This window comes from Rhizobium sp. ZK1 (assembly GCF_047782645.1).
GTDB lineage: Bacteria > Pseudomonadota > Alphaproteobacteria > Rhizobiales > Rhizobiaceae > Rhizobium.
In genome coordinates this window covers 1,164,192-1,183,916 of the sequence record NZ_CP180586.1, presented here as the reverse complement: position 1 = coordinate 1,183,916, position 19,725 = coordinate 1,164,192, and the positions used below count along the sequence as shown (strand labels likewise).

Sequence of the window (19,725 nt, the reverse complement as noted above, 5' to 3'; positions counted from 1 at the left end):
CTTGGATTTGGCCTTGGATCATGCATGACCTTGGATCTCGGCCTTATTCGTAACGAAGGGCCTGGACGGGGTCGAGGCGGGAGGCGCGCCAGGCCGGGAAGATCGTCGCGATGAAGGAAAGCGTCAGCGCCATGGCGACGACGGAAATCGTCTCGCTCACATCCATTTCCGCCGGAAGCTGACTGAGGAAGTAGAGCTGCGGATCGAAAAGCACCGTGCCAGAGACCCATGAGAAGAACTGGCGGATGGACTCGATGTTGATGCAGACGAACACGCCGAGCAGCACGCCGGCGATCGTGCCGACAATGCCGATCGCAGCCCCCGTCATGAAGAAGATGCGCATGATGGCGCCGGAGCTTGCGCCCATTGTGCGCAGAATGGCGATGTCGCTTCCCTTGTCTTTCACCAGCATGATGAGGCCGGAGATGATGTTGAGTGCGGCGACGAGCACGATCAGCGTCAGGATCATGAACATCACGTTGCGCTCGACCTGCAGGGCGGAGAAGAAGGTCTGGTTGCGCTGGCGCCAGTCGGTGATGGCAATCTGCCGGCCGGCGGCCTGCTCGACCTTGGGTCTCAGATCGTCGATGTCGTCAGGGTTGTCGACGAAGAGCTCGATCGACTGCACCAGCCCGTCGGCATTGAAATAGAGCTGCGATTCCTCGAGCGGCATGTAGATGATCGAGGCATCGTATTCCGACATGCCAATCTCGAAGAGGCCGGAAATCTTGTAGGATTTGATGCGCGGGTTGACGCCCATCGGCGTCACATCACCTTCCGGTGATGTCAGCGTAATCAGGTCGCCCGCCCTGAGTCCCAGCTGATCGGCCATGCGGCTTCCAACCAGAACGCCGTCGCCCGCGGCAAAACCCACCATATCACCGGACTTGATGTTATCGGAGACCGTCTTGAGCTTGGTCAGGTCCTCGGCCCGTGTGCCGCGCACGAGCGCGCCGGTGCTGCCGCCCGTCTGCGAAGAGGCCAGCACCTGACCTTCCACCAATGGCAGCGCCATCTTGATACCGGGCACCGCCTCGAATTTCTTCACGAGATCGGCATAGTCGGTGAACGGACCATCGACCGGCTGGATGATCATGTGGCCGTTGATGCCAAGGATGCGGGAGACGAGTTCCGTCCGGAACCCGTTCATGACAGCCATGACGATGATGAGCGTCGCAACGCCCAGCATGATGCCGACGAAGGAGAAGCCGGCGATGACCGAGATGAACGCCTCCTTGCGGCGGGCGCGCAGATAGCGCCACGCCACCAGGCGTTCGAATGTGGAGAATGGCTTGCCAGCCGGACCCAAGCCGGATTTGGAACTCCGGTCCACTGCTGCCTCTGCCATTTCGCCTCCGTCTTTCTTAAGCCACGAACCTGTTGATCGCCGCCTCGATGGTCATCGTTTCGCGGGCACCGGTCTTGCGGTCCTTCACTTCCACTTCGCCGTTCGCGACCGCGCGCGGACCGGCAATGATCTGGTACGGTACGCCGATCAGATCGGCAGTCGCAAACTTGGTACCCGCGCGGTCGTCCGTGTCGTCATAGAGCACGTCCTTGCCCGCCTTGGTCAGCGCCGCGTAGATCAGCTCGCAGGTGCCGTCGCAGGCCTCGTCGCCGGCCTTCATGTTGATGACCACGACATCGAAGGGTGCGACCGACTCCGGCCAGATGATTCCGTTCTCATCATGCGATGCTTCGATGATGGCGGGAACAAGGCGCGTCGGGCCGATACCGTAGGAACCCATGTGAACGAAGTGTTCCTTGCCATCGGGACCTTGCACCTTCGCGCCCATCGGCTCGGAATACTTCGTACCGAAGTAGAAAATATGGCCGACCTCGATGCCGCGCGCAGAAAGACGCTCGCCTTCCGGAATGGCGTTGAAGGCCGCCTCGTCGTGCATTTCCGAGGTCGCGGCATAAAGCGACGTCCATTTGTCGAAAATCCCCTTCAGGCCCTCGACACTGTCGAAATCCGTGTTTTCCGCGGGGATATCGAAATTGACGAAATCCTTGTGGCAGAAAACCTCGGACTCGCCCGTATCGGCAAGGATAATGAATTCGTGGCTGAGATTGCCGCCAATCGGTCCGGTATCGGCGCGCATCGGAATGGCGCGCAGGCCGAGACGATCGAAGGTGCGCAGATAGGCGGTGAACATCTTGTTATAGGAATGCTCTGCCCCTTCGCGCGTCAAATCGAAGGAATAGGCGTCCTTCATCATGAATTCGCGCGAGCGCATGGTGCCGAAACGCGGACGGATCTCGTCACGGAATTTCAGCTGAATGTGATAGAGATTGAGCGGCAGGTCCTTGTAGGACTTGACCGAAGAACGGAAGATATCCGTGATCATTTCTTCGTTGGTCGGGCCGTAGAGCATCGGACGGTCCTGGCGGTCCTTGATGCGCAGCATCTCCTTGCCGTAGGCGTCATAGCGGCCGCTCTCCTGCCAGAGTTCGGCCGACTGTAGCGTCGGCATCGAAAGCTCGATGGCGCCCGCCCGGTTCTGCTCTTCGCGGATGATATTGTTGACCTTGTCCAGCACCTTCTTGCCCAGCGGCAGCCAGGAATAGATGCCCTGCGACTGCTGGCGGATCATGCCGGCGCGCAGCATCAGCCGGTGGGAGACGATTTCCGCCTCCTTGGGATTTTCCTTGAGGATGGGTATGAAGAAGCGGGACAGACGCATGGCGGATTCCGGTACAGTTGAGACGCCGCTTACCCAAGCGGAATCGACGGTCTTTGATAAAGATGGGAGCGTTCATAACCGCTTCGCGACAGGAAAGAAACCCGCGACCGACGCGAGCACCCTCCCGCAGACGCATGTTAGCGCCCATAAATTCAGCAGGCGCGAAAAAGCGCGTATTTATAAGGACTTGAAGGCAAATCTTGTCAACAGAAAAATTTTGCGTGAGTGTAGCAAAAATGCAAAAAAAGCTGATGACAAAGCACAATCTTTGGGCTAGTTTTAGCTCACAAAACAGGCAAGAAGGTTAAATTCTTGCCGAATTCGCGGTCAAGTCTTGGGAGGATCAGATCTTAGGCGCGCTTGTCGCTGCCCCGGTAACGGTTAAGGATCACGCGATACTTAAAACAAGGCTTTTAGCCTTGTTTTTTTTTGCTTTTTCGGCTCCCGACTGCCCCGAAAATCGAGCCATCCTACGTTAGGTGAGCCCGCTTTCCGTTACGCAAGCTCTTTGCCTCACTTGCGTGACGTGCATATGACAGTTTTTCGCGGTTGCGTTTACATTTGCTCAAAGTTTGAGCAAAAGACATCCCTAATAGAAGCTGGGCCCTATTTGTGGAAGTGCGCCGAAGCCGAAACCGAAATAAGTCGAGCAGACGTACCAGATGCCGTAAATGGCGCCGGAGACGAGTGTCGTCAGAGAGAAGACGAAAAGCGGACGAAAGCGCGTCGGCGCGCTTGGAACCGTGCCAAGCACGATGTCATTGTCCTCCGCCTGCGTGCGCAGGCCGATCGGCAGGACAGCAAAAAGCGTGATCCACCAGATGATGAAGTAGACCGCGAATCCCTGGAGGAAGGCCTGAAACATGTTGGTTCCCGTCGATATGCGCCTTACAGCTTCAGGTTTTCCGAAAATCGGAATCGATTTTCGGAAAACCTGAAGCGTTAATTCAAAGAGGTAGAGCGTCCCTGATGCGCCCGAATGGATGCACGGCGCTCTAGCACTTCGTTGTGCGTGCTTATAAGCGGGAATGCTGGCCAATTCAAAGGCTGTGGATAATTTGGGTCACTCTGCCGCAGCGCGGTCAGACCTGCTCCAGCTCAATGAGCGTCCCGAAGAAATCCTTCGGATGAAGGAAAAGCACCGGCTTGCCATGAGCACCGATCTTTGGCTCGCCGTTGCCAAGCACTCTCGCCCCTGACGCCGTAAGCCGGTCTCGGGCGGTGAGGATATCCTCGACCTCGTAGCAGATGTGGTGCATGCCACCCGCGGGGTTCTTCTCGAGGAAGGCTGCAATCGGCGAGGCGTTACCGAGCGGCTCCAGCAACTCCACCTTGGTATTCGGCAGCTCTACGAAGACGACCGTGACACCATGCTCCGGCAGCGCCTGCGGCTCGGAAACCACGGCGCCCAGCGTGTCACGATAGCTTGCGGTCGCAGCAGCAAGATCGGGCACGGCGATGGCGATATGGTTCACCCGGCCGAGCATCGTTCAGACCCTGGTGATGAAAACGGTGACGACGGGCTTCTTGCCCCAGATGTGATTGGCGGCAGCGCGCACGGCACGGCGCACAGCCTCCTGTACCATGTCGATATCCTTCCGGCGGGCGCGTGGAATGCTCTCAAACGCACCGATCGCGGCGTCGAACAACGCATCTTCCATATCCTCGCCCTCGTCATCATAGGCCGGCAAGCCGATCGCGACGAGATCGGGCTCCCCGATGATGTCGTAACGGCCGTCGAGCACGATGCTCACGGCGACATGGCCGACATAGGCAAGCTTCTTGCGCTCGCCGATACCCATCTCATCAAAGTCACCGATCAGCGACCCATCCTTGTAGATTCGGCCATGCGGCGCTTCGTCGATCACCTCGGCCGGCCCCGGCGCGAGCCGCAGCACGTCGCCGTTGCGCACACGCGGGACTGTCGCGATACCGGATTGTTCGGCGAGCTCCTTGTGGGCCGTCAGATGCGTCGCCTCGCCATGCACGGGCACGACGATCTTCGGCCGTGTCCATTCGTACATCTTCTGCAGCTCGTTGCGGCGCGGATGGCCAGAGACATGCACCAGCGCCTCTGTATCAGTGATGATGTGAACGCCCTGCTCCACAAGGCCGTTCTTGATGTCCTGGATTGCCTTCTCGTTACCGGGGATGGCACGCGAGGAGAAGACGACGATATCGCCGGCGGTGAACGCCACGTTGCGCATCTCGTCACGGGAAAGCTTGGCAAGGGCAGCGCGCGGCTCGCCCTGGCTGCCCGTGAGGATGACCACGACCTTGTCGCGCGGAATGAAACCGTAATCCTCCTCGGAGATGAACGGCTTTATGCCCTCCATCAGTCCGATGTCCTGAGCGACATTGCACACACGCTTCAGCGAGCTTCCAAGCAGCAGTACCTCACGGCCCGCCGCCTCGGCGGCTTCCGCGACGGTGCGGATACGGCCGACATTCGAGGAGAAGGTGGTGATAGCCACGCGTCCCTCGGCATCTTCGATAATCTTGCGCAGGCTCTCCGAGACATCCTTCTCCGAGGGCGAAACGCCATCGCGCAGCGCATTGGTGGAGTCGCAGAGCAGTGCCAGCACGCCTTCATCGCCAAGCTGGCGGAAACGCATCTCGTCGGTCAGCGGTCCAAGCGATGGCTCGTGATCGATCTTCCAGTCACCGGTGTGGATGACATTGCCGAGCGGCGTGCGGATCATCAGCGACATCGGTTCGGGGATGGAGTGATTGACGGCAACACCTTCGATGCTGAAGGGACCGACATTGATCGTATCGCCCGCCTTGAAGATCGTCACCGGCACTTCGCCGATCGCATCCTTCTCGAAATTGCGCTTGGCTTCCAGCAGGCCGGCGGTGAAGGGCGAGGCGTAGACTGGAACATTCAGGCCCGGCCAGAGGTCGGCGAGCGCGCCGTAGTGATCCTCATGAGCGTGGGTGATGATGATCGCCTTGAGGTTCTTGCGCTCATTGGCGAGGAAGCGGATATCCGGCAGGACGAGATCGACACCCGGTAGATCCGGCCCCGGAAAGGTAACGCCGCAATCCACCATGATCCACTGGCGATGATCCGCCGGGCCGTAGCCGTACAGCGCGAGATTCATGCCGATCTCGCCGACGCCGCCCAGGGGCAGGAATACCAGTTCGTCCTGTTTCGCCATAATGTCTATTTTTTCCACTATCCAAAGAATACATCGCCGGCCGCAATCGGCATCATCCTGCCTGTGCCGGTATCGAGCATCAACAGGCCATTATCATCTATCCCGGCGAAATATCCGGAAATCGACCGGTCGGGCAGATTCACGGTTATCTTTTCGCCGATACCACAGGCGACGGCACGCCACCGCGCCGTGACCTCGGCAATACCCTGTCCTTCATTCCAGATATCCAGCACGTCGGCCATCGAGGCAAAGAGATGGGCGAAGAGCTCTTCGGGCGAAGCTGCACTTCCCTGATCGCGCAGGCAGGTGACGGGATAGATAGGATTGTCGGGCATGACCGACACATTGATGCCGATGCCGATCACGACAGCGTGACGACCATCCGCCAGCCGTTCACCTTCCACGAGGATACCGCAGGTCTTCTTGCGTCCGATCAGGATATCGTTCGGCCACTTCACCTCCAGCGGCTCGGCGCCGGGCGGCAGCACGCTGCGGACCGCCTGATGCACGGCGACGGCGATTGCCAGCGGCAGGGAGGCAAGGCGCTCCATCGGCGCCGGATCGATCAGAAGAAGGGAAGCGTATAGATTGCCGCGTTCCGAAACCCAGGGACGGCCCCGACGGCCCCGGCCGCCGGTCTGTCGTTCGGCGGTCACCCAGAGCAGGCCGCCGTCCCCTGCCCGAGCCCGGGCAAGGCATTCCGTGTTGGTCGACGACGTATCCGACAAGGCCTCGTGCCTGATATCGCCGAGCGATATCCGGCGCCGCTTGTCGAAAGGCATCAGAACAGCGTTGCCGCAGCGAGTTCGGCCGCTCCGCCGATCGGGCCGCCGATGAGAACATAGGCGGCAACGAAAAGACCGGAGAGACCGAAGACGAGACGCAGCGAACCGGAGACGCGGGCGAATTCGCCGGTCGCCTCATCGAACCACATCAGCTTGATGACGCGCAGATAGTAGTAGGCGCCGACGACCGAGGCCAGAACACCGATGACGGCAAGCGCATAGAGCTTTGCCTCGATGGCGGCGACGAAGACGAAGTACTTCGCGAAGAAGCCTGCAAGCGGCGGGATACCGGCAAGCGAGAACATCAGCGCGGTCAGCACGACAGCCATGAAGGGGTTCGTCGTCGACAGGCCGGCGAGATCGCTGACGTTTTCGACAACCGTGCCGTCCTTCCGGCGCATCGACATGATGATCGCGAAGGAGCCGAGCGTCATGACCATGTAGATCGCCATGTAGAGCATGACGCCGGTGACGCCCGTCTGGTTGCCGGCGGCAAGGCCGACCAGCGCATAACCCATATGGCCGATGGACGAATAGGCCATCAGTCGCTTGATGTTCTTCTGGCCGATCGCCGCAAACGAGCCGAGCAGCATGGAGGCGATCGAGATGAAGACGATGACCTGCTGCCAGTCGGTCAATACCGGCTGGAACGCGCTGATGACGATGCGTGTCATCATCGCCATGGCGGCAACCTTCGGTGCGCTTGCCAGGAAGGCGGTGACCGGGGTCGGCGCGCCTTCATAAACGTCCGGCGTCCACATGTGGAAGGGAACGGCCGAGATCTTGAACGCGATGCCGGCGAGGATGAAGACGAGGCCGAAGATCAGGCCGAGCGAGCGAGCGCCCTCGACCGTCAGAGCCTGGGCTACATCGGCAAAGTGCGTGTGGCCGGTGAAGCCGTAGACCAGCGACATGCCGTAGAGAAGCATGCCCGACGACAGGGCGCCGAGCACGAAATACTTCAGGCCGGCTTCCGTCGACTTCAGGCTGTCGCGGTTAACCGCAGCGATGACGTAGATCGCCAGCGACTGCAGCTCGAGGCCGAGATAGAGCGCGATCAGGTCGTTTGCCGAGATCATCAGCATGATACCGAGCGTGCACAGCACCAGGAGAACCGGGAACTCGAACTTGTCGAGCTGGTTTTCCTTCGCCAGGCCCATCGACATGAAAAGCGCGACAAACGAGCCGATCAGCGCCAGCACCTTCATGAAGCGGGCGAAGCCGTCAGCGAGGTAGACACCGCCATAGGCGAGGCCGTCACCGGGAACGAAGATCAGCCAGAGGCCAGAGATGGCAATCACGATCATCGCCAGCGTGCTGACGAGCGGACCGGACCGCTCACCCGCAAAGACGCCGATCATGAGCAGGACGAGGGCACCGATCGCGAGGATGATTTCCGGCGCGGACAGGTACAGGCTCAGGGAGATTGTTTCAGCAGTCATGTCCTAAAGTCCCGTCATTTCATCGACAGCGCAACATTCTGCGCTGCCTGCACTGCGGCCGAATAGCTGTTGATCAGGTGGTCTACGGAAGCCGCGGTCGCATCGAAGACCGGAGCCGGATAGACACCGAAGAAAATGGTGAGCGCGATCATCGGGTAGAGGATGATCTTTTCACGCGGCGAAAGGTCGAGCATGGCCTTCAGCTTTTCCTTCTCCAGCGCGCCGAAAATCACCCGGCGATAGAGCCAGAGCGCATAGGCGGCCGAAAGGATGACGCCGGTGGCGGCAAAAAGCGCAACCCAGGTATTGGCGCGGAAGACGCCGATCAGCGTCAGGAATTCGCCGATGAAGCCCGACGTGCCCGGCAGGCCGACGTTCGCCATGGTGAAGACCATGAAGGCGACGGCGTATTTCGGCATGTTGTTGACCAGGCCGCCGTAAGCCGCGATCTCGCGGGTGTGGGTGCGGTCATAAACGACGCCGACACAGAGGAAGAGAGCGGCCGAGACGATACCGTGCGACAGCATCTGGAAGATCGAACCCTGCAGACCCTGTGCATTGGCCGCGAAGACGCCCATCGTCACGTAGCCCATGTGGGCAACCGAAGAATAGGCGATCAGCTTCTTCATGTCGTCCTGCATCATCGCAACCAGCGAGGTGTAGATGATGGCGATCACGGACATGGCGAAGACGAGCGGCGCGAAATAGTCCGATGCGACCGGGAACATGCCGAGCGAGAAGCGGATCAGGCCGTAGCCACCGAGCTTCAGGAGCACGCCCGCGAGGATGACGGAACCCGCCGTCGGCGCCTGGACGTGTGCGTCCGGGAGCCAGGTGTGGACCGGCCACATCGGCATCTTTACCGCGAAGGAGGCGAAGAAGGCGAGCCACAGCCAGGTCTGCATCGCCGGCGGGAACTTGTAGGCCAGCAGCTGGGCGATATCGGTCGTGCCGGCCTGCCAGTACATGGCCATGATGGCGAGCAGCATCAGAACCGAGCCGAGCAGCGTGTAGAGGAAGAACTTGTAGCTCGCATAGACGCGGTTCGCACCACCCCAGACGCCGATGATGAGGAACATCGGAATGAGGCCGCCTTCGAAGAAGACGTAGAAGAGAACGATATCGAGCGAGACGAAGACACCGACCATCATCACTTCGAGGATGAGGAAGGCAATCATATATTCCTTCAGACGCTTCTCGATCGAAAGCCAGCTTGCGAGCACGCAGAAGGGCATCAGGAAGGTCGTGAGGATGATGAACAGCATGGAAATGCCGTCCACACCGACATGGTAGCCGATGCCGGTGCCGAGCCAGCTATGCTGCTCGATCATCTGGAAGCCTGGATTGGCGTTGTCAAAACCGATCCAGATGAAGAGCGAAAGGATGAAGGTGAAGACCGTGGTGATCAGCGAGATCCACAGCACGTTCTTGCGGCCATTCTCGGTTTCGCCGTTCATCAGCAACAGGAGCACCACGCCGACGAGCGGCAGGAAGGTGACCGTTGAAAGAATAGGCCAATCGGTCATCAGAAGGAACTCCCGAGCATCATCCAGGTAACGAGCGCCGCAATGCCGATCAGCATCGCGAAGGCATAGTGATAGAGGTAGCCGGTCTGCAGGCGCACGACGCGGTCGGTCACGTTGACCACGCGAGCAGCAACGCCGTTCGGACCGTAGGCATCAATGACGCCGACGTCACCCTTCTTCCACAGGAAGTTGCCAAGCGCCTTGGCAGTGCGGACGAAGAGGAAGTCGTAGAGTTCGTCGAAATACCACTTGTTGAGCAGGAACTGGTACAGCACACGGTGCTGCTGAGCGAGCTTGCGCGGCGTCGACGGCGACCGGATGTACATGTACCAGGCGGTCACGAAACCGAGCAGCATGGCGATGAACGGGCTGAGACCGACCCATACCGGAACATGATGGAATTCTTCCACCAGTTCGTTCTCGGCGCCGGTGAAGAGCGCGCCCTTCCAGAACTCGGCATATTCTTCGCCGTAGAAGCGGCCTTCGAAGAGCACGCCGGCAAAAACTGCACCAATGGCGAGGAGGTAGAGCGGCACCAGCATGACCTGCGGTGACTCGTGGACGTGATGCATGACCTCGTGCGAAGCTCGCGGCCTGCCGAAGAACGTCATGAAGATCAGGCGCCAGGAATAGAAGCTCGTGAAGAGAGCGGCAATAACCAACAGCGTGAAGGCAAAGCCCGCGACCGGCGAATGCGACGCATAGGTCGCCTCGATGATGACATCCTTCGAGTAGAAGCCAGCAAGGCCGAACGGGGTGAAGGGAATGCCGACACCGGTGATGGCCAGTGTACCGATGAACATCATCCAGAACGTCACCTTGATGTGCGGACGCAGGCCGCCCATGTAGCGCATGTCCTGCTCGCCATCGACGGCGTGAATGACCGAGCCGGCGCAGAGGAAGAGCAGAGCCTTGAAGAAGGCATGCGTGAAGAGGTGGAAGATTGCCGCGCCATAGGCACCGACACCGAGAGCGACGAACATGTAGCCGAGCTGCGAGCAGGTCGAATAAGCGATGACGCGCTTGATGTCGTTCTGCACGAGGCCGACGGTCGCCGCGAAGAAGGCGGTGATCGCGCCGATGATCGTGACGACCACGAGCGCATCCGGCGAGTGTTCAAAGATCGGCGACATGCGGGCGACGAGGAAGACGCCGGCGGTCACCATGGTTGCGGCATGGATGAGTGCGGAAACCGGCGTCGGGCCTTCCATGGCGTCCGGCAGCCAGGTGTGCAGCAGGAACTGCGCCGACTTACCCATCGCGCCCATGAAGAGCAGCAGGCAGGCGCCGGTCAGCGCATGCGCCTTGTCGAGATGCATGCCGAAAAGGTTCAGGATCACTTCGCCGGCTTCACCGCCGCCTTCCGCCGGAGCGAAGGTCGCAGCATTGGCGAAGATCGTATCCAAGTTGATCGAGCCGAACAGCACAAAGACGGTAGCGATACCAAGCACAAAGCCAAAGTCGCCGACGCGGTTGACGATGAAGGCCTTCATCGCAGCAGCCGATGCCGAGGGCTTCTTATACCAGAAGCCGATCAGCAGATACGAGGCCAGACCGACGCCTTCCCAGCCGAAGAACATCTGCGCGAGGTTGTCGGAAGTCACCAGCATCAACATGGCGAAGGTGAAGAGCGAGAGATAGGCGAAGAAGCGCGGGCGGTGCGGATCGGTGTGCATGTAACCGATCGAGTAGATATGCACCAGCGTCGAAACCGTGTTGACGACGATCAGCATGACCGAGGTCAACGTATCGACACGCAGCGACCAGGAGACGTCGATGCCGCCGGACTGGATCCAGCGCAGAACCTCGACCTTGATGGCGCCCTCGGGATGACCGAGCGCGACCGTGAAGAAGACGACCCAGGACAGGACGGCGGCGACGATCATCAGGCCGCTGGTGACATATTCCGACGCCTTGGCGCCGATCGCGCGGCCGAAAAGGCCGGCGATGATCGCGCCGATCAGGGGAAGGAAGACGATAGCCTTATAGAGGAACATGAGCCGCTCAGCCCTTCATCATATTGACGTCTTCGACCGCGATCGAACCGCGGTTGCGGTAGAAGACAACGAGAATTGCAAGACCGATCGCCGCTTCTGCAGCAGCAACGGTCAGGATGAACAATGCGAACACCTGGCCGACGATGTCGTTGAGGAACGATGAGAAGGCGACCATGTTGATGTTGACCGACAGCAGGATCAATTCGACCGACATCAGGATGACGATGATGTTCTTCCGGTTCAGGAAAATACCGAAGATGCCGATCGTGAAGAGGATGGCGCTGACCGTGAGATAGTGGGAGAGTCCGATGACCATGTTCTTTGTTCCTTGACCTCTCGGTTCAGTTCACGCCCTGCCCCGGCTTGACCTTGACCACCTCGACGGCAGTCGCGGGCGTGCGGGCAACCTGGCGGGAAATATTCTGCCGCTTGATGTTGGTGCGATGCCTCAGCGTCAGCACGATCGCGCCGATCATGGCGACCAGCAGCACCAGACCGGCGATCTGGAAGAAGTAGACGTAATTCGTATAAAGCACGTCGCCGAGCGCGGCCGTATTGGTGCGTTCTGTGAGAGCCGGGATCGGCATGGCGACTGTCTTGGCGACCTCCGGCGAGATCACGCTGCCGCCGACAACGACGATCAGCTCAGCCGCGAGGATGAGGCCGATCAGCGCGCCGATCGGCGCATATTCGAGAACACCGGCGCGAAGCTCAGTGAAGTCGATGTCGAGCATCATCACCACGAAGAGGAAGAGAACCGCGACCGCGCCGACATAGACGACGAGCAGGATCATCGCCAGGAATTCGGCACCCAGCAGCAGGAAGAGACCGGCTGCATTGAAGAACACCAGGATCAGGAACAGAACCGAGTGAACCGGGTTCTTCGCCCAGATAACCATGAACGCCGACGCTATCGCGACAAAGGCGAAAAGATAGAAAAATAGAGCCTGCAGACCCATGTTGGTGCCTTTTTCATCTTCCCCCGGGCAGCCGGGAGTTTCCCTGCCCGATAGGACCTCGCACAGCTTTCGCCGGCAAAGCCCCGGTGCATGTTGACCGCGGCAGGCAAGAGCGCCCTCTCCGCGGCATTTCAAACCTCAATCAGCGGTACGGCGCGTCGATCGCAATGTTACGGGCGATTTCACGCTCCCACCGGTCGCCGTTCTCGAGCAGCCGCTGCTTGTCGAAGTAGAGCTCTTCACGGGTCTCGGTGGCGAATTCGAAATTCGGGCCTTCGACGATCGCATCGACCGGGCATGCCTCCTGGCAGAAGCCGCAATAGATACACTTCACCATGTCGATATCGTAACGCACCGTGCGGCGCGTGCCATCGTTGCGGCGCGGGCCGGCTTCGATGGTGATCGCCTGAGCGGGACAGATCGCTTCGCACAGCTTGCAGGCGATGCATCGCTCTTCGCCGTTCGGATAACGGCGCAGCGCATGTTCGCCGCGGAAGCGCGGGCTGACCGGACCCTTTTCGAAGGGGTAGTTGATGGTCGCCTTCTGCTTGAAGAAGTAGCGCATCGACAAGAAGAAGGCGCCGACGAATTCCTTAAGGAAAAGCGAGTTGATGGAGGCGGACAGGCTTCCCATCTTATTCTCCCATTTTGCCGGAAACGAGGTTGGACATCAGCCGGCCCATCCCGTCAGTTTCAGCACGAATGCAACGATGACGACCATGGCGAGCGACAGCGGAAGGAAGACCTTCCAGCCGAGACGCATGAGCTGGTCGTAGCGGTAACGCGGCACGAAAGCCTTGACCATGGCGAACATGAAGAACACCAGGCACGCCTTCAGCATGAACCAGATGATGCCGGGCACCCAGTTGATGAGCCAGAAGTCGACCGGCGGCAGCCAGCCACCGAGGAAGAGGATCGTCGTCAGCGAGCACATCAGGACGACGGCCGCATATTCGCCGAGCATGAACATCATGTAGGGAGCAGAGCCGTATTCGACCATGAAGCCGGCGACGAGTTCCGATTCGGCTTCCGGAAGGTCGAAGGGCGGGCGGTTCGTCTCGGCGAGCGCCGAGATGAAGAAGACGATGAACATCGGGAAGAGCGACAGCCAATGCCAGTCGAGGAACGATGCCGGCAGGCCGAGCATGGTGCCAAGGCCCGTATGCTGCGCATTGACGATATCGGTCAGGTTCAGCGAACCGACGCAGAGAAGTACCGTGACAATGACGAAACCGATCGAAACCTCATAGGACACCATCTGCGCTGCCGAGCGCAGCGCGCCGAGAAACGGATACTTCGAGTTCGAAGCCCAGCCGCCCATGATGATGCCGTAAACCTCAAGCGAAGAGATCGCGAAGATATACAGAATGCCGACATTGATGTTGGCAATCACCCAGCCGTCGGCGAGCGGCACGACCGCCCAGGTCGACAGCGCCAGAAGCACGGTGACCAGCGGAGCCAGCAGGAAGACCGCCTTATTGGCTCCGGCCGGAATGACCGGCTCCTTGAAGACGAACTTCAGAAGGTCGGCGAAGGACTGGAACAGGCCGAAGGGACCGACGACGTTCGGCCCGCGGCGAAGCTGGACGGCAGCCCAGATCTTGCGGTCGGCAAGCAGGACGTAAGCGATGAAGACCAGCAGGCAGACGAGCAGCAGCAGCGACTGACCGATCATGATGATCGCCGGCCAGACATAGGTCGAGAAGAAAGAATCCATGAGTTCCTGCCCTTACTCTGCCGCGACTTTGAAATTGTTGCGGGCCAATGCCGAGCACTCGGCCATGACAGCCGAGGCGCGCGCTATCGGGTTCGTCAAATAGAAGTCTTTGACCGGCGACGCAAACCCGGATTTGTTCATCTTGCCGGCTTTTTTCGCCAGTGCGGCAATTTGGGCGCTGTTACCTTCGGCGATCTCGTCGACAGCCGCAAAATGCGGGAATGCCGCATAGAGCTTGCCGCGCAATTCGCCGAGCGAATCAAAGGAAAGCTTCTTGCCGAGCACGTCGGAAAGGGCGCGAATGATCGCCCAGTCCTCGCGGGCGTCGCCCGGTGCGAAGCCGGCGCGGTTGCCGATCTGGACGCGGCCTTCGGTGTTGACCCAAGTACCGGACTTTTCCGTATAGGCGGCAGCCGGCAGGATGACATCGGCACCATGTGCGCCGTTATCGCCATGCGAGCCGATGTAGACCGTGAACTTCGCGGTCTTGGCTGCGAGGTCGAACTCATCGGCACCGAGCAGGAAGAGCACGTCCATGGCTTTCAGCATGTCGGCAGCGTTGACGCCGTTGGCGCCCGGCACGAAGCCGAGATCGAGGCCGCCGACGCGGGAGGCCGCAGTGTGGAGCACGGCAAAACCGTTCCAGCCTTCGGCGAGCGCGCCGACATTGACGGCGAGCTTGGCGGCTGTTGCGAGAACGCCTGCGCCGTCGGTACGGGTCAGAGCACCCTGGCCGATAATGATCATTGGCTTGGACGCCTTGGAAAGAATCTCTGCGAAGGCGTGGCCGCCGTCGAGAATGTCCTTCAGCGTGTCCGGACCAGCACCGAGATAATCATACTTGTAACGCATCTCGCCGCCTTCACCGATCACACCGATCGGGAAGCCGCCGCGACGGTAACGCTTGCGGATGCGAGCGTTGAGGATTGCAGCCTCGAAGCGCGGGTTCGCGCCGATGATGAGCAGCGCGTCAGCCTGTTCGATGCCCGCAATGGTCGGATTGAAGAGGTAGCTTGCACGGCCGAGCGACGGATCAAGTGCCGCCCCATCCTGGCGACAGTCGAGGTTCTCGGAACCAAGCGACTTCACCAATTCGGAGAGCGCGTACATTTCTTCGACCGAAGCGAGGTCTCCGGCGATCGCACCGATTTTGTCGCCCGATGTCGCAGAAACGGCTGCCTTGATGGCGCCGAAGGCTTCGCCCCAGGTCGCCGGCTGCAGACGGCCGCCCTTGCGGACGTAGGGCCGGTCGAGGCGCTGCGTCTTCAGGCCGTCCCAGACGTGGCGGGTCTTGTCCGAAATCCACTCTTCGTTCACGGCTTCATTGACGCGCGGCAGAATGCGCATGACTTCGCGGCCACGCGTATCGACACGGATCGCGGAGCCGACGGCGTCCATGACGTCGATCGATTCGGTCTTGTTCAGTTCCCACGGACGGGCCGTGAAAGCGAAGGGTTTGGAGGTCAGGGCACCGACCGGGCAGAGGTCGACGACGTTGCCCTGCAGCTCCGAGGTCATGGCCTGCTCGAGATAGGTGGTGATTTCGGCGTCCTCGCCGCGGCCGATCAGGCCGAGTTCGGAGATGCCGGCGACCTCAGTCGTGAAACGGACGCAACGCGTGCAGTGAATGCAGCGGTTCATTACCGTCTTGACGAGCGGGCCGATATACTTGTCCTCGACGGCGCGCTTGTCTTCCTGATAGCGCGACGTGTCGATGCCGAAGGCCATGGCCTGGTCCTGCAGGTCGCATTCGCCACCCTGGTCGCAGATCGGGCAATCGAGCGGATGGTTGATCAGCAGGAATTCCATCACGCCTTCGCGGGCCTTCTTGACCATCGGCGTGTTGGTGAAAACTTCCGGCAGTTCGCCGTTCGGGCCGCCGCGGATATCGCGCACGCCCATGGCGCAGGAAGCCTGAGGCTTCGGCGGGCCGCCCTTGACCTCGACGAGGCACATGCGGCAATTGCCGGCAACCGACAGACGCTCATGGAAGCAGAAGCGCGGAACTTCAGCACCGGCTTCTTCGCATGCCTGAAGCAGCGTGAAATGATCCGGAACTTCGATCTCGTTACCGTCAATCCTCAGTTTTGCCATCGTCACTCAGTCCTGTTTCCCATTCGCCGGGTACCGGCAAACAAACCTATTTTTGCAACATCCATATTGCCAAGGCGGTTATTTCATCCGTCCTGGCGCTGGTATTGCCCAAATTTTCCTTTGCCGGTTCCGAGACCCGGAACCCGCCATCGGTTTTACGACCCCGAGTCCCTGCCCCGTCGATCGATCCGCCATTCCTCCAGCCATCGCATTCGGCCGGAAATTTACTTCTTCCTGCGCCCCCGCGTCGCCAGCACCTTGGCCTGGCCGACCCAATCGTCGCGCAGGATACGGCCGTCGACGCCGAGTTCGGCATCCAGGCTCGCAATCTCAGCATCGCTCCATGCCACGATATCGGCGAAGGTACGGATGCCCTTTCCGTTCAGCACCTGCTCCAGCTTCGGACCGATGCCGGCGATCAGCTTGAGATCGTCAGCCTTCCTGGATCTTGCGGCTGGCTTGGCCTTGGCAGCCGCAGCAGGCTTTGCACCCTTCTCGGCCGGGGCCTTGGTGGAAACCACCGTCAGCTTCGGCTTTGCCGCCTTGCGAACCAGCTCGGTCTTTTCAGACGGCCGGCGGATATTCTCCGGACGGACATCCATCTCCGGCGCGTCTTCATCCGGCGGCGTTTCGTCGAGCGCTGCGGCTGCCATGTTTGCCGTTTCGAGCGCCCCCTGCAGCGCGCCGAAGAAGGCGCCGGCCATCTGTGTGGAGAGGCCGAAACCGATCGCCGTTGCCGCGGCGAATGCCGCCGCCGGATGGGCCATCAGTGGATGAATGGGCATGGCACGCGCATTTTCCAGCATACCGGCAGCAAGACGACCGAAGTCAGCCGCGAAATCGGCGGCCCCTTCCCTCACCTTGCTGTCGGACGTGCTGGTCGTCATGTGCTTACTCCGCCGCCTCCAGAACCGCACCGTGATCGAGGGCATTGGCCGTGTACTGGTCGATGCGGGCTTCGATTTCCGGACGGAAGTTACGGATCAGACCCTGCACCGGCCATGCGGCGGCATCGCCGAGCGCACAGATGGTGTGGCCTTCGATCTGCTTGGTGACCTGGAACAGCATGTCGATTTCGCGCTTCTGCGCGTTACCGCGCGCCATACGCTCCATCACACGCCACATCCAGCCCGTGCCCTCGCGGCACGGCGTGCACTGGCCGCAGCTCTCATGCTTGAAGAAGGCCGAGATACGGGCAATCGCCTTGATGACGTCGGTGGACTTGTCCATGACGATCGAGGCAGCCGTACCGAAGGAGGAGCCGACGGCGCGCAGGCCGTCGAAGTCCATCGGGCAGTCGATGATGTCCTTGGCCGGAACGATCGGGCACGATGCACCGCCCGGAATGACGGCAAGTAGGTTGTCCCAGCCGCCGCGGATACCGCCGGCATGTTTGTCCACCAGCTCGCGGAAGGTGATGCCCATTTCTTCTTCGACGGTGCACGGCTTGTTGACGTGACCAGAGAGCATGAACAGCTTGGTGCCGACATTGTTCGGACGGCCGATGGAGGAGAACCAGCCGGCGCCACGGCGCAGGATTGTCGGAGCAACGGCGATCGATTCGACATTGTTGACCGTCGTCGGGCAGCCATAGAGACCCATGTTTGCCGGGAATGGCGGCTTCAGACGCGGCTGGCCTTTCTTGCCTTCGAGGCTTTCGAGCAGCGCGGTTTCTTCACCGCAGATATAAGCGCCGGCGCCATGATGGACATAGATGTCCATGTCCCAGCCGAGCTTGTTGTTCTTGCCGAGCAGGCCGGCATCGTAGCATTCATCGATTGCGGCCTGCAGGGCTTCGCGCTCGCGGATATATTCGCCGCGCACATAGATATAGGCCGCATTGGCACCCATAGCGAAACTTGCGATCACGCAGCCTTCGATCAGCGTGTGCGGATCGTTGCGCATGATGTCGCGGTCCTTGCAGGTGCCGGGCTCCGATTCGTCGGCATTGACGACGAGGTAGTGCGGACGGCCGTCGCTCTGCTTCGGCATGAAGGACCACTTGAGACCGGTCGGGAAGCCTGCGCCGCCACGGCCGCGAAGGCCGGATGCCTTCATCTCGTCGATGATCCAGTCGCGGCCCTTTTCGAGGATCTGTTTGGTGCCATCCCAATGGCCGCGGCTCATCGCGCCTTTCAGGGATTTGTCCTTGAGGCCGTAGATGTTGGTAAAGATGCGGTCTTTATCTTGTAGCATGTCTCACACCTCTTACCGCGGCTTCTTGCCGAAGACCTTGATATATTCCGCTTCGCCGCCCTTGGCGAGCGCCTTGGCCTGTTTGACCCAGTCGTCGCGCTCAATGCGGCCGCGGAAATTCAGGAAGCTATCGACCCATTCGCGTTCGGCCTTCTTCCAGCCCGCGATCTGCGCGAAGGTGAAGATGCCGATTTCATGTAACGTCGCTTCGATCTTCGGACCGACGCCGGAGATCATCTTGAGATCATCGGGAGCAGCGGGCTTTTCGATGCCGGCCGGACGATTCTTGTCGGTCAGCGACGGCTTTGCGGTGGTTTCAGCAGCAGTCGCCTTCGGCGCCGGCTCGGAAGCGGCAGTGCCCGACAGCGGCTGAACTTCGGCAGCCTTCGCATTCTTGGCCGATGCCTTGGGCGAGGTTGCCGGCGTCTTCAGCGAGGCGTTGGTCTCGGCATCGGTGCTCTTCGGGCGAGCGGCCTCGGAGGGAGGAACCGGCGCACCGTCGGCAGTCGCAGCAGCCGGGGCTTTGCCAGTCCGGGTGCGGGGCACAGTCACGTCGTCGAGAAGCGTCGTCCGGCCGCCCTCGGGCGAGGACAGGTGACGGTCGATCTGCGGACCGACCTTGACGCTGGCGCCGTTGCCGGCAGCAAACGTATCGATGATCTCTTCCAGGCGTTCCGGCGTCAGGTCCTCATAGGTGTCCTTGCCAATCATCACCATCGGAGCGTTGACGCAGGCCCCGAGACACTCGACTTCTTCCCAGGACAAAGTGCCTTCGGCGTTGCGTTCGAACGGGTGCTGGTGGATCTTGCTGCGGCAGACGCCCATCAGCTTTTCCGAGCCACGCAGCATGCAAGGTGTCGTGCCGCAGACCTGCACGTGAGCGCGGGTGCCGACCGGATGCAGCTGGAACTGGGTGTAGAAGGTCGCGACTTCGAGAACACGGATATAGGCCATGTCCAGCATATCGGCGATCTTTTCGATCGCCGGGCGGGTGACCCAACCATCCTGCTCCTGCGCACGCATCAACAGCGGAATGACCGCGGACTGCTGACGGCCTGCGGGATATTTCTGAATCGTCTTTTCCGCCCAGACCGCGTTTTCATCGCTGAAAGCGAATGCGGCCGGCTGGAATTGATCTTCGGCTAATCGACGAACGGACAT

The 19,725-nt window shown here is 60.4% G+C and carries 18 protein-coding genes; 1 reads left to right on the top strand and 17 read right to left on the bottom strand.

The window, feature by feature from the left end; genetic code table 11:
• Window positions 1-43: 43 nt before the first annotated feature.
• Together ACK9YZ_RS06020 and proS are read right to left on the bottom strand one after the other, a co-directional pair.
• Complete coding sequence (locus tag ACK9YZ_RS06020) at window positions 44-1,348, bottom strand: lipoprotein-releasing ABC transporter permease subunit (protein ID WP_416065990.1); 1,305 nt, start codon at window positions 1,346-1,348, stop codon at window positions 44-46.
• Between the two features lie 16 nt (window positions 1,349-1,364).
• Window positions 1,365-2,687, bottom strand: a complete 1,323-nt coding sequence (proS, locus tag ACK9YZ_RS06015; RefSeq protein ID WP_416065989.1) for a proline--tRNA ligase — start codon at window positions 2,685-2,687, stop codon at window positions 1,365-1,367.
• On the opposite strand from proS, the gene ACK9YZ_RS06010 reads away from it, so the two are divergent.
• Window positions 2,686-2,964: a hypothetical protein gene (locus tag ACK9YZ_RS06010; protein ID WP_416065988.1), complete on the top strand. Its 279-nt coding sequence runs from the start codon at window positions 2,686-2,688 to the stop codon at window positions 2,962-2,964. The two genes, proS and ACK9YZ_RS06010, sit on opposite strands and share 2 nt — an antisense overlap.
• 312 nt (window positions 2,965-3,276) lie before the next feature.
• On the opposite strand, the gene ACK9YZ_RS06005 is transcribed toward ACK9YZ_RS06010, so the two are convergent.
• The 15 genes from ACK9YZ_RS06005 to ACK9YZ_RS05935 all read right to left on the bottom strand — a co-directional run bounded on the left by ACK9YZ_RS06005 (window position 3,277) and on the right by ACK9YZ_RS05935 (window position 19,725).
• On the bottom strand, window positions 3,277-3,552 hold the full coding sequence (locus ACK9YZ_RS06005; protein ID WP_416065987.1) for a DUF1467 family protein: 276 nt from the start codon (window positions 3,550-3,552) through the stop codon (window positions 3,277-3,279).
• Window positions 3,553-3,769: 217 nt separating this feature from the next.
• Window positions 3,770-4,174, bottom strand: a complete 405-nt coding sequence (gene mce / locus ACK9YZ_RS06000) for a methylmalonyl-CoA epimerase (protein WP_416065986.1) — start codon at window positions 4,172-4,174, stop codon at window positions 3,770-3,772.
• Between the two features lie 3 nt (window positions 4,175-4,177).
• On the bottom strand, window positions 4,178-5,848 hold the full coding sequence (locus ACK9YZ_RS05995; protein ID WP_216757698.1) for a ribonuclease J: 1,671 nt from the start codon (window positions 5,846-5,848) through the stop codon (window positions 4,178-4,180).
• A 17-nt stretch (window positions 5,849-5,865) separates the two neighbouring features.
• The gene (locus tag ACK9YZ_RS05990; RefSeq protein ID WP_216757697.1) at window positions 5,866-6,630 is read right to left on the bottom strand and encodes a biotin--[acetyl-CoA-carboxylase] ligase; all 765 of its coding nucleotides are present in this window, start codon (window positions 6,628-6,630) and stop codon (window positions 5,866-5,868) included.
• Window positions 6,630-8,075 (bottom strand): NADH-quinone oxidoreductase subunit NuoN, encoded by a 1,446-nt coding sequence (nuoN, locus tag ACK9YZ_RS05985; protein WP_416065985.1) that lies wholly within the window; start codon window positions 8,073-8,075, stop codon window positions 6,630-6,632. Before nuoN ends, ACK9YZ_RS05990 begins: the two co-directional genes overlap by 1 nt.
• Window positions 8,076-8,089: 14 nt before the next feature.
• Complete coding sequence (locus tag ACK9YZ_RS05980; RefSeq protein WP_416065984.1) at window positions 8,090-9,601, bottom strand: NADH-quinone oxidoreductase subunit M; 1,512 nt, start codon at window positions 9,599-9,601, stop codon at window positions 8,090-8,092.
• Complete coding sequence (nuoL, locus tag ACK9YZ_RS05975; protein ID WP_416065983.1) at window positions 9,601-11,598, bottom strand: NADH-quinone oxidoreductase subunit L; 1,998 nt, start codon at window positions 11,596-11,598, stop codon at window positions 9,601-9,603. Before nuoL ends, ACK9YZ_RS05980 begins: the two co-directional genes overlap by 1 nt.
• Before the next feature lie 7 nt (window positions 11,599-11,605).
• Window positions 11,606-11,914: an NADH-quinone oxidoreductase subunit NuoK gene (gene nuoK, locus ACK9YZ_RS05970; protein WP_007823900.1), complete on the bottom strand. Its 309-nt coding sequence runs from the start codon at window positions 11,912-11,914 to the stop codon at window positions 11,606-11,608.
• 25 nt (window positions 11,915-11,939) lie between these two features.
• On the bottom strand, window positions 11,940-12,557 hold the full coding sequence (locus ACK9YZ_RS05965) for an NADH-quinone oxidoreductase subunit J (protein WP_183730201.1): 618 nt from the start codon (window positions 12,555-12,557) through the stop codon (window positions 11,940-11,942).
• 142 nt (window positions 12,558-12,699) lie between these two features.
• Window positions 12,700-13,191: an NADH-quinone oxidoreductase subunit NuoI gene (nuoI, locus tag ACK9YZ_RS05960; RefSeq protein WP_183730204.1), complete on the bottom strand. Its 492-nt coding sequence runs from the start codon at window positions 13,189-13,191 to the stop codon at window positions 12,700-12,702.
• 36 nt (window positions 13,192-13,227) lie between these two features.
• Window positions 13,228-14,274 carry an NADH-quinone oxidoreductase subunit NuoH gene (nuoH, locus tag ACK9YZ_RS05955; RefSeq protein WP_183730207.1) on the bottom strand — a complete coding sequence of 349 codons (1,047 nt, stop codon included), beginning with the start codon at window positions 14,272-14,274 and terminating at the stop codon, window positions 13,228-13,230.
• A gap of 12 nt (window positions 14,275-14,286) precedes the next feature.
• A complete protein-coding gene (nuoG, locus tag ACK9YZ_RS05950) occupies window positions 14,287-16,368 on the bottom strand; it encodes an NADH-quinone oxidoreductase subunit NuoG (RefSeq protein WP_416065982.1) in 2,082 nt (693 codons plus the stop codon).
• A gap of 224 nt (window positions 16,369-16,592) precedes the next feature.
• On the bottom strand, window positions 16,593-17,255 hold the full coding sequence (locus tag ACK9YZ_RS05945) for a 5' DNA nuclease (protein ID WP_416065981.1): 663 nt from the start codon (window positions 17,253-17,255) through the stop codon (window positions 16,593-16,595).
• 4 nt (window positions 17,256-17,259) lie between these two features.
• On the bottom strand, window positions 17,260-18,564 hold the full coding sequence (gene nuoF / locus ACK9YZ_RS05940; RefSeq protein WP_216757691.1) for an NADH-quinone oxidoreductase subunit NuoF: 1,305 nt from the start codon (window positions 18,562-18,564) through the stop codon (window positions 17,260-17,262).
• Between the two features lie 12 nt (window positions 18,565-18,576).
• A complete protein-coding gene (locus ACK9YZ_RS05935; RefSeq protein WP_416065980.1) occupies window positions 18,577-19,725 on the bottom strand; it encodes an NADH-quinone oxidoreductase subunit E in 1,149 nt (382 codons plus the stop codon).